The organism is Veillonella sp. S13053-19 (assembly GCF_002959835.1).
Taxonomy (GTDB): domain Bacteria; phylum Bacillota; class Negativicutes; order Veillonellales; family Veillonellaceae; genus Veillonella; species Veillonella rogosae.
This window is the reverse complement of record NZ_PPDA01000015.1, coordinates 52,562-73,477: the sequence shown is the minus strand read 5'-3', so window position 1 is coordinate 73,477 and position 20,916 is coordinate 52,562. Positions and strand designations below refer to the sequence as shown.

At 31.5% G+C, this 20,916-nt stretch carries 17 protein-coding genes; 16 read left to right on the top strand and 1 reads right to left on the bottom strand.

Features of this window, described 5'->3' with window-relative positions:
• Window positions 1-35 precede the first annotated feature (35 nt).
• From VEHSUH06_RS09710 to VEHSUH06_RS09695, 4 genes are all read left to right on the top strand, one after another.
• On the top strand, window positions 36-581 hold the full coding sequence (locus VEHSUH06_RS09710; protein ID WP_105098732.1) for a hypothetical protein: 546 nt from the start codon (window positions 36-38) through the stop codon (window positions 579-581).
• A 145-nt stretch (window positions 582-726) separates the two neighbouring features.
• Window positions 727-1,368 carry a PdaC/SigV domain-containing protein gene (locus VEHSUH06_RS09705; protein WP_105098731.1) on the top strand — a complete coding sequence of 214 codons (642 nt, stop codon included), beginning with the start codon at window positions 727-729 and terminating at the stop codon, window positions 1,366-1,368.
• A 171-nt stretch (window positions 1,369-1,539) separates the two neighbouring features.
• Complete coding sequence (locus VEHSUH06_RS09700) at window positions 1,540-2,766, top strand: hypothetical protein (RefSeq protein WP_105098730.1); 1,227 nt, start codon at window positions 1,540-1,542, stop codon at window positions 2,764-2,766.
• A 6-nt stretch (window positions 2,767-2,772) separates the two neighbouring features.
• On the top strand, window positions 2,773-2,988 hold the full coding sequence (locus tag VEHSUH06_RS09695) for an MmcQ/YjbR family DNA-binding protein (protein ID WP_105098729.1): 216 nt from the start codon (window positions 2,773-2,775) through the stop codon (window positions 2,986-2,988).
• A gap of 107 nt (window positions 2,989-3,095) precedes the next feature.
• On the opposite strand, the gene VEHSUH06_RS09690 is transcribed toward VEHSUH06_RS09695, so the two are convergent.
• Window positions 3,096-3,341, bottom strand: a complete 246-nt coding sequence (locus tag VEHSUH06_RS09690; protein WP_105098728.1) for a hypothetical protein — start codon at window positions 3,339-3,341, stop codon at window positions 3,096-3,098.
• Between the two features lie 106 nt (window positions 3,342-3,447).
• Between VEHSUH06_RS09690 and VEHSUH06_RS09685 the strand changes: the two genes are divergently transcribed.
• The 12 genes from VEHSUH06_RS09685 (at window position 3,448) to VEHSUH06_RS09630 (ending at window position 20,890) form a co-directional block, all read left to right on the top strand.
• Entirely contained in the window at window positions 3,448-3,912 is a 465-nt protein-coding gene (locus tag VEHSUH06_RS09685; protein WP_105098727.1) for a hypothetical protein, read from the top strand.
• 145 nt (window positions 3,913-4,057) lie between these two features.
• Complete coding sequence (locus VEHSUH06_RS09680; protein ID WP_105098726.1) at window positions 4,058-4,627, top strand: restriction endonuclease subunit S; 570 nt, start codon at window positions 4,058-4,060, stop codon at window positions 4,625-4,627.
• A gap of 1 nt (window position 4,628) precedes the next feature.
• Entirely contained in the window at window positions 4,629-7,856 is a 3,228-nt protein-coding gene (locus tag VEHSUH06_RS09675) for a type I restriction endonuclease subunit R (RefSeq protein WP_105098725.1), read from the top strand.
• Between the two features lie 29 nt (window positions 7,857-7,885).
• The gene (locus VEHSUH06_RS09670) at window positions 7,886-9,118 is read left to right on the top strand and encodes a restriction endonuclease subunit S (RefSeq protein WP_105098724.1); all 1,233 of its coding nucleotides are present in this window, start codon (window positions 7,886-7,888) and stop codon (window positions 9,116-9,118) included.
• 16 nt (window positions 9,119-9,134) lie between these two features.
• Window positions 9,135-10,736, top strand: coding sequence for a type I restriction-modification system subunit M (locus VEHSUH06_RS09665; RefSeq protein ID WP_105098723.1), 1,602 nt, complete (start codon window positions 9,135-9,137; stop codon window positions 10,734-10,736).
• A gap of 44 nt (window positions 10,737-10,780) precedes the next feature.
• Window positions 10,781-11,344 (top strand): restriction endonuclease subunit S, encoded by a 564-nt coding sequence (locus tag VEHSUH06_RS09660; protein WP_233187938.1) that lies wholly within the window; start codon window positions 10,781-10,783, stop codon window positions 11,342-11,344.
• Entirely contained in the window at window positions 11,338-12,264 is a 927-nt protein-coding gene (locus VEHSUH06_RS09655) for a site-specific integrase (protein ID WP_105098721.1), read from the top strand. The genes VEHSUH06_RS09660 and VEHSUH06_RS09655 overlap by 7 nt, the downstream gene beginning before the upstream one ends.
• Window positions 12,265-12,627: 363 nt before the next feature.
• A complete protein-coding gene (locus VEHSUH06_RS09650) occupies window positions 12,628-14,187 on the top strand; it encodes a TOPRIM nucleotidyl transferase/hydrolase domain-containing protein (RefSeq protein ID WP_105098720.1) in 1,560 nt (519 codons plus the stop codon).
• The gene (locus VEHSUH06_RS09645) at window positions 14,172-15,254 is read left to right on the top strand and encodes an AAA family ATPase (protein WP_105098719.1); all 1,083 of its coding nucleotides are present in this window, start codon (window positions 14,172-14,174) and stop codon (window positions 15,252-15,254) included. The genes VEHSUH06_RS09650 and VEHSUH06_RS09645 overlap by 16 nt, the downstream gene beginning before the upstream one ends.
• A gap of 247 nt (window positions 15,255-15,501) precedes the next feature.
• On the top strand, window positions 15,502-16,116 hold the full coding sequence (locus VEHSUH06_RS09640; RefSeq protein WP_233187937.1) for a restriction endonuclease: 615 nt from the start codon (window positions 15,502-15,504) through the stop codon (window positions 16,114-16,116).
• Between the two features lie 171 nt (window positions 16,117-16,287).
• Complete coding sequence (locus VEHSUH06_RS09635; RefSeq protein WP_105098717.1) at window positions 16,288-16,854, top strand: hypothetical protein; 567 nt, start codon at window positions 16,288-16,290, stop codon at window positions 16,852-16,854.
• Between the two features lie 148 nt (window positions 16,855-17,002).
• Window positions 17,003-20,890: an AAA family ATPase gene (locus VEHSUH06_RS09630; protein WP_105098716.1), complete on the top strand. Its 3,888-nt coding sequence runs from the start codon at window positions 17,003-17,005 to the stop codon at window positions 20,888-20,890.
• Window positions 20,891-20,916 lie beyond the last annotated feature (26 nt).

Genomic DNA, 20,916 nt, shown 5'->3' with positions numbered 1-20,916 from the left:
TGTGTAAAAGCGGGAGAATAGAGGAGGAGTAGGTAATGGAACAGTTATTTTATCTGTTGATACCTTTAGGACTTTGTTTGTTTTATTTAGGTATTAAATACACGATTCGCTTTGGTAGAGCTAAGATGCTCTATGAAATGCCCTATGTAAATAAAGAAGGCACCTTTACGTTAGAGCGAGCAGGTACTTATGGCCTATGGCTTAGTGGAAAAATGTTTACAAAGGCGCCTATAGGTGAATTTGGTTTTAACTTAGTTGATGAAAAAACGGGAAGGACAATTCCTTTATTTCTATCTATTATGCGCGCTCGAGTTAATGGCATTACTCACTCTAGAATGGAATTATATACCTTTGATGCGGGGCCAGGCACCTATAGACTATCCGTTACAGAAGATCCCTTTGTACTAGATGCAGTTATGAAAAAAGTAGGCGATAAGGTGATTAAAGGTGCTATTGATTATAATCAATTTACTATACAAATCTATACACATACTTCCTTTGTTTTAAGGTTTATATCAATTTGGATGATTGTACTTGGGCTTCTTAGTGCTGTATTAGGGGGCATTCTTCCAAACATTTAGTGTGAAAGACTAGATAGTCTTGTTATTTTATATAATGAATAAATTATCAGAAAAATGAAATATAAAAAGAGGACTTTTATTATAGCTTGTAGAACTAACACAGTAATGACCTATTTAAAGGTGTTTGTTAAAAGGAGACAGTATTATGGGAATCTTTAAAAAGCTATGTATGACCTCTATGTTAGGTGTTATGTTGGCGGTACCTACGTATGCAACTGTTGTTACAGGTAGTCAGTCCGATGTAAACTTGGAATTAAAATATCCATTGGTATATACCAATAATATGTTTGCACAAAAGGCAATTAATACAGACATTGCTAACTATGTTTTATATGCGAAATCAGTTTATTACGATCAACATGCATATCAAGTAAAGCAAAATTATAAAGTGACCTATGAAGACGCTCAAGTAGTATCCATTTTGTTAACTACATATCACTATCATGCTGGTAATGCACATGGTATGTATAACACTAAAGGCTTAGTATATAACAAGATTACGGGCCAAAGAATTCCGCTATATAACTATGTAAAAATTGCTAATCCACAACAAATAGAGAGAGGCATTAACTCTGGTATATTGCGCTTCTATAGTGAAGGTCATAAAAAAGCAGACCTACTACCTAACTGGAATGTAGAATATGTTTCTGATAACTACTACTTGAAAGGGAAAGGCGCTATAGGTCTTGTATATCAACCATATGAATTGGGACCATACTCTTATGGGAATACATTTGTTGAATTTTCACCAAAAGCCATTGAATACTTTAACCGTATGAATAGTTAAAAAATAGTATATTAGTAGGTTGAGTTCTAATATAAACTTGAAATAGCATAACAGCCTGTAATACTTATGTAGAGTATTACAGGCTTTTACTATGTAATGGAAGAGAATATTTATAATATGGTATTCTATATGTATAAGATACAGTCGTTATATATGAAAGGTTGAGAGAGAATGAAACGTACGTTGTTAAGTTTATTATGCTTAGGCTGTGTTACTTTTACTAGCCAAGCAATAGATATTAATATCCCCGGTACAGATTCTACAATATCAAAGGATGCATATCAAAACTATCGGAAGGTAGATGCGACAGCTAAGAAGATGGAAGCCGATGTGGGCGATAGGGTGAGGGCTAAATATGCAAATAATATGCCTAAAAAATGGACGATAGATGAATTAGTCTATTTAACTCAAGAATTAAATCATTCAGTTAACTTCTCATCTTCTGTTTTTATTCTTAAAGATAATGGAGCTAATCTAAAATTTACTTTTCCTGAGGGGACTCAGTTTGGTAAAACCATTAAGGGGGACCCATTAACTGCAGAGATTAAGCACGGAAACTTTCTTTTAATTGATGGGAATCTAAATTATAACATTAGCAAAGAAAATCAAAGCACATCAACAGGTAATTCATTTTCCTATCCGACTATTAAAAATGCAACATGGGAGATTAGCCCCACAAAAACGGGTTCATTAGAGGGGGCTATTAATTTTAAAGTTAAGACAGAACCTTCAGTATCGTATCGGATTGCTTTTGATTTGACTAAAAAGAAAGAAGTGGAGCTGTTGAAAACACATGATCAAGAGTATGTATATAAGCAGCTCATGTCTCCTTTGGTTAATTATGTGTTGCCGTCTATTGAGCCAGCTAAGCAATTACTTTCAAAAACTAAACCTATCACAATTAATGGATTTACATTCCAAACGTTGAAATCTAGTGATTTAACGTATAACGGTCCTGCTAATGATGCTATTTACATTTATGATGGTAAAAGCTATCGTGAAGGTATTATGGTAAGAGAGTTACAGCCAGAAGAATTAGCTAAACCACATACAATAAATGCTAAATTGATACAATACTTTGCTATGTATAAGCCTTACTCTGAGTATAGACCAATTCAATATGCAACCGTTTGGAATGATGCTACCCCTGCTATTTATATGGAAGTAGAACGATCCACATCAAAAATGTATATTCAATCCTTATATGATGATAAGTATTTATATACGCACTTTATCATGGCAGATTTAGATTATAAAGTACCGTCAAAAGACTTGCGTGATGTGGTCCAGTATGTAGATAATGCAAATGATAAAGACAAATACTCAAAAAGTTTAGCAGGTATGTCAGCTGTACCAAAGGGTGTATTTGATATGACTTTATTTCCAAAAAAGCAGTAAATAATTATGAAACGTAATGACCTTAGGACCGAACCTATGGAAATAGTTAACCTAAAATGTGAGCCTGATTTAATTTCTACCCTAATTCGTGAAAGCGGAATCTACCCTGCGTATCATATGAATAAACAACACTGGATCTCGGTGGATATTGAAGGATATGAAGATATAGAGAAATTTAAAATGCTGGTGGATATGAGCTATCGGTTGGTGGGGCATAAGTAGCCAAATTTGTTAACAGTTACTATTTTAATATTTTTCTTAGCTTCTGAAAGTATATGACAAAAGCCTATAGTACATGTTTAGTACTATAGGCCTTCGTATTTACCATATTATCTTCTATATCCGCCGCATCCTCTGGTATTAGAGTTTTGACCACAATAACTTTGGCGGGTATTATTATAAACTGTATTGTTATTATTACAGTTGTATTGAGCGTTTTCATTACAATTGTACTGAGTATTTGTATTGCAATTTGTTTGGGAACCATTGCATACGTAATCATAAGCAAATCCTGTAGATACAGCAGCAGTCACGGCTAAGAATGTCATGACAATTATACGTTTTGTAAATTTCATAGATATCATCTCCTTGTTCCTATAAATATATTATACTACTATGAGTCAAATGAAATATGATATTCTATATATAGTATTTGAGAGAATTCAGGAGGGAAATAATTAAATGAAAAAGTTATTATTAGCATTACTAGCTATTAGCACAATTGCTTTTAGTTGTCAGGCAAGAACATCTGAGTTAGTTGGTAAAGGTGAGGGCTACGGTCCTTACAATGGTTGGATTGTTGCAGATATGTCTATAAATGATGGTGTTGTATCTGAAGTAGCAGCATATTCTATGCGTACATTTAAGGAATATGGACTGGTTCCTGTGGCTTATTGTGCATCTGGTGGAAGCCATTTGGGTACTTATTATCTATTTTATGTAAATCCATATCATGATGCAGTAATCATTGGGCGGGAAGCTGGAGTGGCTTCTCATGTTAATCCATTTGCTGCGAAATCGAAACCATTTGATAAAACTGGTGAGTTTATTCGCTATACAGATATGCAAGTTAACCAGGATTTATATAGAAAAATAATTAATGTGGCTAAGGCTGAATTTAATCAATATCAACAAATGACAAAATAGAATTTGCATTTTAAAAAATTACAAAAATATAGTTGCTTTTATATGAATTACACTGTATACTTTAATCAAAAGTATTATAGTGTAATTTTTTTACATGCAAAAATAAAAATAAAATGAATACTATCTTTAAGAAAGAGGTGATCTAGTGTATATTAAAGATATATTTCATAGTAATACAGGGGTATCACAGTATCGACTAGAGGAAAGTACTAGTAATAATGCAGTGTTGTATACATTGTATGGACAAAATGAATTATATGAGGATTTATCTGGTGTACCTGGAGATATGAGTGATAGAAAGCAGATTCGTACAGAGTATAAAGGATCTACTCTTAAAGTAGGAGATTTAATATTTAGTACAATATCTGGCATGGCTACACTTGTTACTAAGGATCATGAGGGATATCTTTTTACTCAAAACTATGTTCGGATGGAGCCTTTAAATACATCAATAGATAAAAAGTTTATGGCTTATTTGATTAATGAGAATCCTAAAATTAAAAAGCAGTTCAAACAAAACTTACAGGGAAGTCAAGTTGTACGATATAGTCTTAGCTTATTAAAAGAAATACAGTTACCAAGACTACCATCAATTGAAACACAACGTATTATGGGGGATATTTATTTTAAACAATTACGACTAAGAGCATTAAAACAGCGTGTGGCAGATAACACATATCGTAAAGCAATTATTATGTTACAGGGAGTAAACTAATATGACAGAGCTAGAATTTGAAAATAAATTAATTGAGCAATTATCAACTGGGATTGTGACTAATGCAGCTAATTCTAATCAAATAGGTGATACAACAGATGCTTATGGTAATATGAAGGTTTATAAAAGTAAACTTTGGAAATATGAGCCAACCATAAAAACAACAGAGGCTCTTTGGGAGAATTTTCGTAAGATTTTATATCAATTGAATCAAAATCAATTGACACAACCATTAAGTGATACGGAATTTAAACAAGTTCAAAAGGTAATTAATGAACTATACACTCCATATCAAGCAGGACAGTTCCTATATGGTATCAATGGTGTATCCCAAGTAGAGGTAGACCTAGATGATGGCCGCCATGTATTTTTAACAGTATTTGATCAAAAACAAATTGGGGCAGGTAATACTGTTTACCAAGTGGTTAGCCAAGTTAAGAGAGAACCACAAATTGCAGGTCGCCCAGAACGTCGTTTTGATACAACACTACTCATAAATGGCTTGCCAATTATCCAAATTGAGGAAAAATCTGTAAAACATTCTGTAGATGAGGCATTAAATCAAATGCATCAATATATTCAGGAAAAACAGTATAGTGATATTTTCTCAACAGTTCAAATTCTAGTCGCAATGACGCCAAATCGAATTAAATATATGGCGAATACTACGTCCGAGCTATTTAATAAAGATTTTGCTTTTGAATGGCAAAATCCTAATGATAATAAGGTGGTTCGCAACTGGACTACCTTTGCAGATATGTTTCTTAGCATACCGATGGCACATCAAATGTCTACATTGTTTACTATTCTTGACGGTACTAAGAATAAACAAATGCTTAAGGTTATGCGTCCTTATCAGGTATATGCAACAAAAGCAGTTTTAAATGAATTAAAACGCGCTGATTTCGATTTACCAATTAATAAATTAGGTTATGTTTGGCATACAACAGGATCCGGTAAAACGATTACTAGTTTCAAAACTGCATGGCTGGCAAGTCGCATGCCAAATGTAGATAAGGTTGTATTCGTCGTTGACCGTATCACATTAACAAAACAAACTGAAGCAAATTATAAGGCATATGACCCTGAAGGTTCTATTGATATTGATGGTAAACAATTTGATACCGTTGGTGGAACAGAGAATACTTCAGCGTTAAAGAAAAAATTAAATGAAAAAGGGTATGGCATCATTGTTACCTCTGTACAAAAACTAAATACTCTCATTAATCGTAAAGACTTTGTGGTACCTAATAAGAACTTTGTGTTTATTGTCGATGAGGCACATAGGTCTACCGGTGGTGAAAGCTTTGAGGACTTACAAAAAGTATTTAAAGGTGCTGCTTGGGTTGGCTATACAGGAACACCTATGTTTGATAAGGTGGTTGGTAAAAAAGGTACTAAGACTCATGAGGTCTTTGGTAAGTTATTACATGCGTATACTATTCGTGAAGCCATTGCAGATAAAAATGTATTAGGTTTTAAAGTGGATTTTGAAACCACTATTGCGGAAGACAAAATGAAACTTGAATACCTACCAAAGTTCTATAAAGATAAATACCCTGATTGGAATGACCTCGATATTGAACGAAAGATTGCTAATCTTACTGATAATGATATGGACGATATGATAGAGCCTAGTTTCTATGATAATAATCAAGATCACGTAAAATTGGTTATAGAAGATATCTTTAAAAATTGGAGAAATCGCTCTAATGATGGTGCTTATAACGCAATGCTTACTACACATGTAGGTGGTAATAGACCTAGTACACCTATGGCATTAATGTACTTTGAAGAATTTGAACGTGTGAATCATGAACGCCAAGAGCAAGGGTTACCAACGTTAAAAGTGGGTATTACTTTCAGTATGAGTACCAATAATAGTGATAACCAATTAACTACAAATGATGGTCTATTACGTGCTATGAAACATTACAATAAAATGTTTGGCACGAGCTTTGGACTAGATGATGTATCAGGTTACACTCAAGACTTAACAACACGTTTAAATCGTACAGCACAAGATGGGCAATATTTAGATATTGTTATCGTAGTGGATCAACTATTGACTGGTTTTGATGCACCGCAATTAAATACACTTTATGTAGACCGTACATTGAAGGATGCAATGCTAATTCAGGCTTATTCTCGAACAAATCGTATTGCCGATAATCAAGGCAAGCCGTGGGGCCGTATAGTCAATTATAGATGGCCAACTAAGAACGAAGAACTTATGAATCGAGCGTTAAGTATATATGCTAACAAGCACTCTGCTGATGTACAAGAAACATTAGTTGATACAAAGGCATTAGTTGATTCTGGTGTTTTAGCAAAACCTTTCAAAGAACAATTTGAAGAAGTAAAACAAGTCGTAAATCGTCTTGCAGATATGACGGATAACTTTACAGAAGTTCCAGCTAGTGAAGCTAAGCAAGAAGAAATGTTTAATCTTATGCGTACATATAGTGCTGGAATGTCAAAGTTAAAACAATATGATCCAGATGTTGTTAATGGAGAAGACATCGGATTTGATTATGATAATCCAGATGAACTTGTTACATTGCTTGGAATGACACCTGAACAAGAAGAAATGTTAACCACATCTCTGTATAACGACTTGAAAGAACGTATTGCTGAAAATCATGATGTACCAGTGGCTCAAATTGAACTGCGTATGATACATGTAAAGCAAATTAGTGTTAACTATGATTACCTTACTAAATTGATTGAAGCATTAATGAATGCCGTTCATGAAAACCGTATGGATGCTGCTGCAGATTATTGTGAAAAAATTAATGATTTTGCAATGGCTTTAGATGATCGTCAATATGCAAAACAAATTAATAATGCAGTTGATGCAATTTATAAAGGTACGTATCCACCAGAAGGGAAAGATATCCAATATCCTGTAAAGTTAACTAGTTTGGACGTTATTGAAGATGTAAATACAATGATTATGAAAGATGACATTTTCGATTTTCGCTTAAAATGGGGAATCATTGATGTCATCAGTAATGACGAAATATTAGATCTATTCTCTCGACATACGGCTGGTAAACAGGATTTAGATAGTACTGGTAGAATTAGTAAGCTAAAAAAAGACGCTCGTGCAGAATATCAAGCAAAAGCTCAAGATACAAATATAGTAAGCCTTAATAAAATTAAATATGGTAATGAACTTGTGGCAGCTTTATATAAATTTGCAGATTCTTATGTTAATGAAAGGTAGTGTTGTTATGATAAAAGGAAAGCGAGGTTATGATGAGTAAAGAAAAACGGAGAGTACCTAAATTACGATTTCCGGGATTTACTGAAGATTGGGAACAGCGTAAGTTTAGTGATTTATATGAGAAAATCTCTGAAAAGAATGATTTATCATATTCACTTAATAAAATTATCTCTGTAGCAAATATGTATTATAAATCTGATGCAAAAGTATCTAATGAAGAATATTTGAAGACTTATAATATATTTCGATATGGTGAAATCGCCTTTGAGGGAAATAAGAGTAAAGACTTTGCTTATGGTAGATTTGTGGAAAACACTATAGGTGATGGAATTATATCTCATGTTTTTGAAGTATTTAGACCAATTGTTAAATATGATATTTATTTTTGGAAATATTATATTAACTATGAACCAATAATGGGAAAGGTTCTTTCAAGATGCACAAAAAAAACTACAATGATGACAAACTTAGTTGCTAAAGACTTTTTGAAAGAAACAGTTTTAGTACCTACCTTAGCTGAACAAAAACAAATTGGGACATTATTAAATACTCTAGATAAATTTATTACCCTTCATCAGCGTAAGTTAGATAACCTCAGATTAAAGAAAAAAGCATTGCTCCAGAAACTTTTTCCGAAGAATGGAGAGCGATATCCTGAACTTCGTTTCCCCGGATTTACTGATGCTTGGGAACAGCGTAAGTTAGGCGAATGTATGGATTCTTTTGAATATGGATTGAATGCAGCTGCTAAAGAATATGATGGTACGCATAAATACATACGTATTACAGATATAGATGACGAAACTCATAATTTTATTCAGAGTAATTTAACCTCTCCAGATATAGATTTTAATTCGGATGTTTCTGATTATAAATTAAATATCAATGATATTGTATTTGCTAGAACTGGTGCAAGTGTTGGTAAAACATATTTATATAACCCAAGTGATGGTGATTTATATTATGCTGGTTTTTTAATTAGAGGAAAAGTAAATGAAGCCTGTGATGCTGGTTTTATTTATCAGAATACTTTAACAAGAGATTATGATTCATTCATCCGAATAACATCACAGCGATCAGGGCAACCAGGCGTAAATTCTAAAGAGTATGCAACATTTAGGCTAAATATTCCTTGTAAGGATGAGCAGGAAAAAATTTCAGAATTGTTAAATCGTTTAGATAAACTTTTTACCCTTCATCAGCGTAAGTTAGATCACTTACAATTAAAGAAAAAAGCATTACTTCAACAGATGTTTGTATAAATAAAGGAGATTTTGTATGGCAGAATCAAAAGCACAGAATATTTCAAGCCAATTGTGGGCTATTGCCAATGATTTGCGTGGCACAATGGATGCAAGTTCTTTTAAAGACTACATTCTTCCATTTTTATTCTATAAATATCTTTCCATTCATCAAGAAGAGTACTTGGTTAATAATGACTTGGTTGATATTTCAGACGGCAAGTCTGTTAATGAGGCATATAAGGAACTTGTTGAAGACGCAGGTTTAGAGGCTTGTTTAATTGATATTGCTGGTACATTAGGATATGCTATTAATCCTGAGGATACATGGGCTTCTTTAACTGAAAGTATTCATAATGGTTCCGTTATTCCGAGTGATTATCAACGATTATTTGAAAACTTTAATAAGAATGCTGAAATTAATAAAGAAGCTGCAGCAGATTTTAGAGGTATTTTTAACTATATCAATCTTGGTGACTCTGGGCTTGGATCAACGACAGCAGGTCGAACTAAGACTTTAAATGCAGTTGTTACTAAAATCGATGAAATCGAGTACAAAGATGAAAATGGTAAAGATATACTTGGTGAGATCTATGAGTATTTAATTGGTAAATTTGCAGCTAATGCTGGTAAAAAAGGTGGGGAGTTTTATACACCTCATGAAGTTAGTCAAATTTTGGCTAAAATTGTTACTGGTAATATACAATCTCAAACGGATACTTTCACAGTCTATGACCCAACAATGGGTTCTGGCTCATTACTATTGACGGTTCGTAATGAATTGCCTGATGGATCTCGTCAAGGTGCGGTTAGCTTTTACGGGCAAGAACTAAATACGGTAACATATAACTTGGCTCGTATGAATTTGATGATGCATGGTGTTACGTATAATAATATGACACTAAATAATGCTGATACTCTTGAAGGTGATTGGCCAGATGGGCCTGACCGTGATGGTATCGATAGACCACGTTCCTTTGATGCGGTTGTTGCGAATCCCCCTTACTCTGCCAAATGGGATAATAATGAAAGTAAGCTTAAAGACCCACGTTTTAGTGAGTATGGTAAATTAGCCCCAGCCTCTAAAGCAGATTATGCTTTCATTTTACATAGCTTATATCATCTAAATAATGAAGGTACAATGGCAATCGTTTTACCTCATGGTGTTCTATTCCGTGGTGCGGCAGAAGGTAAGATTCGCCAAACTATTATAGAAAAGAATTACCTTGATGCGGTAATTGGTTTGCCTGCGAACTTGTTCTATGGCACAAGTATCCCTACAACAATTCTTGTGTTTAAGAAAAACCGTACGACACGCGATGTACTATTTATTGATGCTAGCAATGAATTCGAAAAAGGTAAAAATCAAAATAATTTGAGTGAAGAAAATATTACTAAAATTATTGAAACATACCAAAATAGACAAGACGTTGATAAATATGCACATGTGGCATCTCTCGAAGAGCTCAAAGAGAATGACTACAATCTAAATATTCCTCGATATGTAGACACATTTGAGGAAGAAGAAGAGCTTGATCTTGATGAAATCAATCGTATGATTGAACAAGATAACCAAGAAATTGCACAACTTGAAAAAGAAATAGCCGAACAATTAGCCCTATTAGGCGTCAAAATGTAAGGAAAAGAGGTAGAAAAGACCAAATAGGACTTTTCTACCTCTTTTTGTATTCTTGGGAACAGCGTAAGTTGGGAGCTTTAGCTGAAATTGTACGTGGTGCATCACCAAGACCGATTAGTGATCCAAAATGGTTTGATAATGATTCAAGTGTAGGTTGGTTGAGAATTGCAGATGTTACCGCACAAGATGGTAGAATTCGATATTTAGAACAAAAAATATCTGAATTAGGTCAAGAGAAAACGCGGGTTATAAAAACTCCGCATTTATTACTGAGCATTGCTGCAACTGTAGGAAAACCTGTAATTAATTACGTTCCAACTGGTGTTCATGATGGATTTTTAATTTTTCTAAATCCTAAATTTAATATTTTATATGCATTCTGGTGGTTAGAAATGTTCCGAGAAAAATGGAATAAGTATGGTCAACCAGGTAGTCAAGTAAATTTAAATTCTGATTTAGTGAAAAATCAAGTTATTAATATACCAAATGAAAAAGAACAAGAAAAAATTAGTTCATTTTTAGAATCTCTTGATAAAATTATTACCCTTCATCAGCAAGAGCCATTTCTATGTGGGAACAGCGTAATTGATGGGGTAAAACTATGTTAACAATAGAGGAAAAGTCCGAACTATTTTATATTTATTATGAAAAATGGATACATATATATAAAGAAGGTGCTATTCGAGATGTAACAATGCGAAAATATGAGATAACGCTACTATGGCTAAAGCGATTAGTCCCTGAACTTAGGCTTTCACAATTAAATAGAATATCATATCAACAACTATTAAATGACTATGCGGAGTTTCATGAACGACAAACAACGATGGACTTTCATCATCAAATAAAAGCAGCTATATTAGACGCAGTAGATGAAGGCTTTATTGATAGGGATCCAACACGAAAAGCTATTATAAAAGGGCGTGTACCAAGAATAAAGAAAATCAAATATTTAAATCAGTTTGAATTACATACATTATTAGTTAATTTAAAGTTAACATCAGAAATTAACTGGGATTGGTTAATATTAATAATAGCAAAAACTGGAATGAGATTTTCAGAAGCTTTAGCTTTAACTCCAAAGGATTTTGATTTCCCACATCAATCATTGATAGTAGATAAGACGTGGGACTATAAAGGTGATGGCGGGTTCTTACCAACGAAGAATAAATCATCAGTGAGAAAAATACAGCTTGATTGGCAAACTATTATAAAGTTTTCTGAAATAATTAAAGGCTTACCTGAAGATAAGCCGATATTCGTGAAGGGGCGTGTATTTAATTCAACAATTAATGGTGTATTAGAACGATATTGTAAAAAGTTAGGCATACCAGTCATATCAATTCATGGATTACGACATACACATGCTTCGTTATTACTCTTTGCAGGTGTATCGATTGCAAGTGTCGCAAGAAGACTTGGACATGCAAGTATGACAACAACACAAAAAACATATATACATATAATTCAAGAAATGGAGAATAGAGACATTGATTTAGTGATGCGGTCTATGGCTGGATTAGCATGAGGTTTATTTTGTAGAAATGGCTTTTACTGATGAAGGGTAATTGTAGAGTTCATCTTGTTGAGGAGGGTACTAATTTTATCTTGTTCTTCTATATTATTTGAAAAATAAGCGTCACAATTCTTTAAAATAGTAAAATGTCTTTTATAACCTTCATTTTTATGATTATATTTCTCTAGTAAATAATAATAAAATAGACTATCTATACAAATTAAATATATATTAGATAACTCTAATTTGATTTTGGAATGTAAGGGAGGAGTTTTAATAATAAAATGTGATAATTAAATTAGTTTCTTACTTATATTAGGTCAATAAATTATGAGATAGTCATCACTATTTGGGGTTTAATAAAGGAGATCGTATATGTATTATATAAAAAAAATTCGAATAATGGGCTATAAAGGATTTAAGGATAGTACTATAGATTTTAATAAAGAAAAAAATATAATCATTGGTATAAATGAAATAGGAAAGTCTACAATTCTAGAATCAATTGGTATCGTACTATATAAAGCTATTTATAATAAAATTGATAATAGTTTGGAAAGATATTTTAATAATGATAATAAAATTCGATTTTATGAAAATAAAACTATAGATAGTTTACCAGAGATTATTATTGAGTTGTTTTTAGATTTTGAGGATGAAATATCTTCTTTAAAATTTTCAGGGTTAAACTATATTAATCATCAAAATGAGGAGCAATGTGGTATTAAATTTGAATATAAGTTTGATAGAGATTTCTCTAGTGTTCTTAATTTAAATGAATATGCTGAAAAGAGAATAATACCAATTGAGTATTATAAAGCAGAGTGGCAAACATTTTCCAACTTAAGCTATAAACCACAATTTTTACCATTTAAATATCTATTTATAGATAATTCAAATAATCGAAATGATTTATTTGGTAATTATGCAAAAAGTATATATTTATCGAAAATAGATGACACCACTCAACTAGAATTATCTGGAGCATTTAATCTTGCATTAGGTCAATTTAAAGAGTCTCAGAAGGATAAACTAAATATAGATGATACAAGATTAATTGGGTTAGATGCGAATAAGACACATCTTATGAAATTATTGGATATATATGAGTCAGATATCTCTATTCAAGATATGGGGAAGGGGAAAGAAAATCTAGTAAAAACGGAAATAGCATTAAATAATAGTATGTTTGATATCATATTAATAGAAGAACCAGAGAATCATTTAAGCTATACTAATACAAGAAAATTACTAGATTTGATTAATAGTTTTACCAATGCCCAAATTATAATTACTTCTCATAGCTCCGTTATAGCTAGTCATTTAGATCTAAAAAATATTATTTGGCTGAATAATGATGGTTCACACTCTTTAAAAGATTTAACTAATGATACGGCAGAATATTTTAATAGATTAGATAATCTAGATATTTTACGATTCATATTGGCAGAAAAATGTATTTTAGTTGAAGGAGCTGTAGAATATATTTTATTACCACAAATAATTTATAAACTCACTGGATCTAAAATTTCAGAATTGGGTATTGATATAATTTCAATGGGTAGTATTTCTCATGAACGGTATAGAGAAATTGCATCTATATTAAACAAGCGTAAAATAGTTACTATTACTGATAATGATAAAAAGCCATCATTAACAGGGTCCAATATTGAAGATAATTTTGCTATTTTTAGAGGAGCCACTATTGAAGACTGGACTTTAGAGGCTGCCTTTTATAATTGGAATAATTCTTACTTTGATGAACAGTATGAAGATAGAAAAACAGAAGCAAAATATAATGGCGAAGAATGTCCTAAGGCTTTAGCTCATATGCTAAAAAATAAAACAGAGAATGCTATTTTTATGGCTACTAATATTGAGGATATTGAAATTCCTAATTATATACAAGAGGCGATTAAATGGATAAACGAATAGTTTTAGCTACAGCTGGTTCAGGCAAAACTTACCACATAACTCACTCTATTAATGTTGCTGAACGAGTATATATTATATCATTTACAAATAGAAATGTAGATAATATTGTAATAGAGTTAAATAATCATTATTTTAATAAAATCCCAAGTAATATTATAGTTTCTACATTTGATACATTTGTGCTCCATCAGTTGATTAAGCCATTTTCTAATATATTGGAGATAGTAGATAAAAATATTTTAGGGGTTGATGTAATAAGTAAGCCTGAAGTTGATGGGCGGAATGCTAATTATAAACCAGTTTCAGATCCACTACATTATATGAACTCTAATCAACAACTATACGTAAGTCGTATGAGTAAGTTATTTATGAAGCAAGCAGAACCAATCAAAGAGGTTATTCTTAGAAGATTGGAGAAATACTGTGATTGTATATATTTTGATGAGTTTCAAGATTATAATGGATTTGATTTTAAAGTGCTACAATATATTATCGAAAAAGCTAATATTAATGTTAAAGCCGTAGGCGATATATTTCAAAGTCTTGTTGCGCCTATAAGACATGATGGTACTGGTTCAAATAAGCCTTTCAGTACTATTAATGCTGTTGATGATTTGAGATGCTATTTTTCTGATAATATTAAAATTGATACCGATACACTTATTAATAGTAGAAGAGTTACTAAAAAGGTAGCCGAATTTATCCAAGATCATTTATTTATTAATATAGGTTCGAATTCAGAATTACAAGGAAATATAATATGGGTTGAAGATATAGAACAGATAGATTTATTAATGAGAAATAAATCTATTACTAAATTAGTATGGAATAGAAAAGTAGCTATTAATTCAATGGAAACACATATTAATTGGTCATACTCAAAGGGTGATACTTATAAAGAATGTTGTATTATATTGACTAATGATACAAGTGATTTAAGTAAATGGAACCAATTGAGCTCATCAACTCGTAACAAATTATATGTAGCTCTTACAAGATCCAAAGGAAATGTTTATTTAATTACTAAAGAGAATTTTGATAATTGGAAACAATCGCTAGTAAATTAATTATATTAACCGTTTATTTGTCTTATAAAATTAAGTAGAAAAAGAGAAAAATTCTTTATAAAGAATTCAAAAAATGAAGAAATATCATATTTTTGGATACTTTAGATTCAGAAGTAAAGGTCTCATATTTAGTTAGTCCAATTTTAAGTTTAACGTTGCTATTAAAGCATTAGAATATGTAAAATTAATCAATTATACGAAGTATAACCCACAAATTACATTAACACAGGCCGGTCTATCTCTTAATGTGGCTCAATTAGATGTAGAGTTGGATGTTAGAGATAAAGCAAAGGCCTATTGGGAAGAAAGTAGTGCAAAAAGAAAGATTAAAAATAGTATTATTTCTGATTCGGAATCAGATGATGAAGAAGCCGATGCAGATGTTGTAGTTAATGATCCAGTTGATGATTTTAAAACAAAATTACAAGAGGCTATAAGTAATATGTCTCCTGCTAAGTTTGAACAATTCTCAAGGGCTTTACTTACTGAAATGGGCGTTAAGTTTACTGAGAAAAGCATTAAAATTTTAAATGATGGTGGTATAGATGGTTATGGATATCATCGTGATGAAGATGATTTTAGGACTACACAAGTAGTTATTCAATGTAAGCGTTATAATGCTGGAAAAGTGGGAGAACCCGAAATAAATCAATTTCTTGGTGCCATGAGTAAGTTTCAAGCTGATTATGGTGTATTTATAACTAATAATCTTTTTACTGAACAAGCACGTCAAGCTGCAGCTGAAGGGAAACCTATAACACTTATTGATGGTAGTGAATTGATCAAGCTTGTTATGAAATATGAGTTATATATTACACCTGTTAAAACATACTTATTAGATGACTTTTATCTAGATGTATAAAATTTTATGATAGTTAGTCTGTATTAAAAAGACCTGATTTTTATCAGGTCTTTTTTGTCACAATAGTTTATATTACAATATGTATAATAATTTAGTATTTGCTTTTTTTATCGTCGCTTCTCTAAAATTTATGAGGTGAGATATAACATTATATTCAGAGAATTATAATCTATGAAAAGTAACTTTAAGCCATTGTGTAAATCTACCGGTTGGATATTAGAACAGAAAAATAATTATAGAAAATGTTATAAGGCTACTAAGTTTTCCTTAAGTGATGCGAAGATGGAATATTCTGTAGTTGAGTTAAGAAAAAATTATTATAAAACTGGGGGCTTATTTACAATATTGATGCCCCTCCTTACCACGGTGACTTCTAATGTTAATCCTAGTATTATGAATGGAGCTATAGGTATAAACTTTCAAAATTGTATAACGGTTACGACAATTAAATTAGTTGGAGCTATGATTATTTTATATTCGATAACGATGTGGTTCGATTATAAGTTGAGAAAACATAAACCATATTATCTTGTACCTTATTTCTTCTTGTCGGTAGTAGTATTGCTTTTAACTATTGGAATAGAAACGAGTAATGCACTAGTAGCTATTTTAATTTTTATATTTAGTTTACTATCTTTTCTTTTACCGATTGCATACTTTATTTACCATAAAATAATAGACTATGATACTCGCTTGATAGTTTTAGATGAGATTATTGAAGCTCTAGAAAATAAATAGTCATAAATAGAGATGATTACAGATGGATTAATCATAGTAATTATCTCTATTTTATATAAATTTTGACTTCATTTTATTTTCATTTATTGTAGTGAAGACGTATAATATAAATATCATTATATGTAGTTTTCCTGAAAGGGGATTTATTATGAGTGTTAGTTATGTAGGAGAATTATTTGGTAGAGATAGTATATTAGATTCTTTATCAAACCGTCTTGAAATTGCCTTAAAAGGAAAAGGTTGTATTGATTTATTACATGGTGATGCTGGGATTGGTAAAAGTGCAATAATAAATAAGTTTGCTATCTTGCATCCAGAGGTACAAACCTTGTATGTACAATGCTCCGCTTTGACAGATGCAGATGATTTGTATAAGCCTTGTTCTGATCTTTTAAATGGTATAGAGTCGATTAAATGGCAAGAACAATCTAAAGTGAAAAAGTTCTTTGGCTCTTTTAATATGGAAAAAGTTTTTGATGTAGGTGGTAAGATTTTGGGATTTATTCCTGGGTTGGAATTACCAAGTGCAATTATTGACCTAGCTATCTCTGCTTATGCAGGAGATACAAACCCAGAAGTTTTAGCCGAGACCTATAAAAATGATAAAGTTAAGCTCTATTCAGATATCATATTGGGCCTTAGTATGGAGAAACCGATAGTTGTAGTTTTTGATGATCTTCATTGGGCTGATCGAGGAACTATCAATGTATTTAAACATATCTTTCAAATTATGTTGGAGTCTCGACAAGGATTAAATGATAAAAAATTTAATTTGTTATTAATTGGTTCATTACGAGGTTCAGAAGCTAAGGCTGATTCACTTCATAATGGTATTAATGAAATGTTTAGCTTTATGGATCGTTACAATTTTGGCCGAACTCAAAAGTTGATGATTCAACATGAGGTTCAAGAACTAGATGCTGCATCAGTTCAAGCTCTTATTACCTACAATTTTGATAATGATGAAAAACTTTCTGACGGATTAAAGCGTTGGTTATGTGAGTCCAGTAATGGCAACCCGTTGTTACTGTCCAATCTTATAGATGTATTACGTGAGAATGGTGCGGTTGAAAGCACATACACTGGATGGGTCGATTTTAATGAAGTTAGTTATATATCTCATAGCCCTGTATTAAAAGGTAGAATGCTACGTCTTGAAAAGCAAGGGGCTTTTAGAAGTAAGTCTGTAGTTGCTCTTGAAGCATTACGTAATCTAACGGATACAGAATTAAAGATTCTATATGTAGCCTCTATTTTTAAGGAATATTTTACTATTGAAAGCTTAGCTCATGTTTGTAAAATTATCGAATCAGATTTATATTGGCCAATTAATAGATTAATTAAAATGGGCTTTATTGTTGAACAAGGAGAAGTAGATAATGGATTAGAAGTTCAAAATCGCTACCAAATTAAATCTAAAGCTCTAATTGAAGCTCTGCGAAATGATATGTCTGTCCATCAAATCACTTATTATGAGAATTCTCTAGGTGAGTATTATTCCTCTAAAATAAAAGCTATTGACTATATGGAAGAGACTGTTGATAGCTTAGACTTATCTGATTTAGTTGCTAAACCAGTTATCTCTGATAAGTATAGTAAGATTAATAAAGTTAGAGATTTCTATCATAAAATGGCTTCTTATCATTATATGAAAGGTAAAAACTCACTAAAAGCGATAGAACATGGTTTATTTGGCATTGAACGACTCGTAGAACGATATAAAGAAACTAAAGAACAAACACCGTCGCCTTTAGAGTTGGATGGATTATATAAGACGATTGAGTCTCAGATTTCTTTATATGATACTCTTTTTGATAAGGTGATTGATGAATTAATTTTAGTTAAACATAACGATAATGAATTAATTCAACATCTTAAAATACGCGCATTAAAAATTTATGCTCAATTTTATGGCTGTTTTGGTCAATATTCTAAGGCTAGTCAATATTTAAATACGGCACTTATGTTGACTAGTTTTACTGAGTCAGAGATAGATGATGCAGAGTTAATGTTAGCAGTTGCAGAGATTAATATTGATAGTGGAAATTTTACAAAAGTAGGACAGATAATAGGAAAGCTTTTAGTCTATTTAGAAGAGTATGGTGATTCTTGGGAGTCATCACAATATGACGATATAATTGAGAAACTATTGGACTTAATTAGTTTTGACTCATCTTTACAAGCTAAATATCTTTCTAAAGTTAGTTCAATTGCAGTTGAATTTAATTCTGAATGTATTGTTGATGCAAAATTTGCTGAGTTGGAGTTTTATTTACATCATAATAATCTTGAGAGTGCTAAAGAGTTAATAGTACAAATAGAAAATACACATTTAGATATAAACTGGGCTCATTATTTAGGCATTCAATTATGTACATTATGTTTATATAATATTCCAAAAGATGTTAATAAGCAGTTAGAGCTTTTAGCTGATGATTGGGACGCTCAATATAATTATAAAGTCAAAAAAGATTATCAATGGGGCTTAAATGTATGCAACTTATTTTTACCAATCTTGTTAAAGGAACTTAAAGCGTTGAATGAAGACGCATTGTCTTCAACTGTAGAGGAGACGTTGACACTTTTATCTTGGCTTTATAGTTTATTAAGATTAAATCCAGATATTGCAATTGAAAACTATACTGACGACGAACATATTCAATCGGTTTATAAAGGTCGCGTTCTAGAGTTACAATCACAAGCAATTAATATTTTGGAGGTTAATAAGTATAATATTGATTTGCAGGCTATTTATAACTGGTTTTATGATCAGATTAAAAGTGGACTATATATTGAAGAAAGAGACTCCATATTGCGATACTTTTTAACTAGCTGGCCTGAGTATATTGACAGTAAACATATAGAATATTTATTTAAAGAGTCTATGAATTCAACTGAAATAATATCTAATATTAGTAGGTATGAAAATAATATAGCTGCTTGGCGTGACTATTATTTGATAAAACCTAGTCATGGGTTAGCAGACTTAGTTGTCCACTCATTAGAAGAAGCAATTAAGGCCTTAGGAAATAATCTGCTTGTAGTAAAATTAGTTGATGATATATTATTAAAAATTAATGATTTTAAGCAACTTGTAGATGGTAATAAATATATTAAATTAGCTGTAGATATTTGTTTAGAATATAGTGAGTATCATGAGGCTAGAAATCTTTTGAAATATGCATCTAAATCATTATCCGATGAACTACTTCTTAAGATAGATGAATTAGAAAATAAAGAATATGAAAAGTGTTTAGATAAGAGTAATCTTGAACTATTTTCATATAATGGAGAGGATCAATTTTCTAGATTTATTACTGCTGAAAAACTAATTAATCAGGCAGAGTCACTTTTATCAGATTATGAATCTGATGAGGAAAGAGAAGATTCTGACATTATCGAAGGTTTAAAACTATATGTACCTGCTTATAATTTAATGAAAAACAATGAATATGCAGAAACCAAAATAGATGATATATGTGAGTGTATTGCAAATTATATTGATGTACTTGAAGAGGTTGATTTATCAGAACTCGTAGATATTTTTGGAGAAGAATCTATTTATGAGATTCCAGAATTAAGTCTGTTTGTATTGCGACTTAAATTCCTGTATGAAGCATTAAAAATTAATCAGGCTCTAGGGGATGTTAATAGGGTTGTTGAATGTCTAGCAAATATGGTTTCAACTGTAGAGGAGGCCATTAATCCTAGTGAATCTGACGATGATGAGGATAATATTGAAAATGAAGTAGACGAAGGTCTTTCCTACAATGAAGTAGACAATGCACTAAAAACATTAGACCTTTCAATTGAAGCTATTTTATCTTTACATCAACAATTATTAGTTGAAAATACTATGTTAGATACTGCATTAGAGCAATATTTTGAATTCGATGATTTGAGTGGCTATGATTTTGCTGATGAATATATTATTCCTAGTGTTAAATCGTCTATAGAGCAAATTGTACAAAATATTGATAATCCCATTTTGACTAATTATGTTAATAGTTTGTTAGCTGTTAAAAATCCATTTTAATTATTTCTAGTAACACTTAAAGCCAA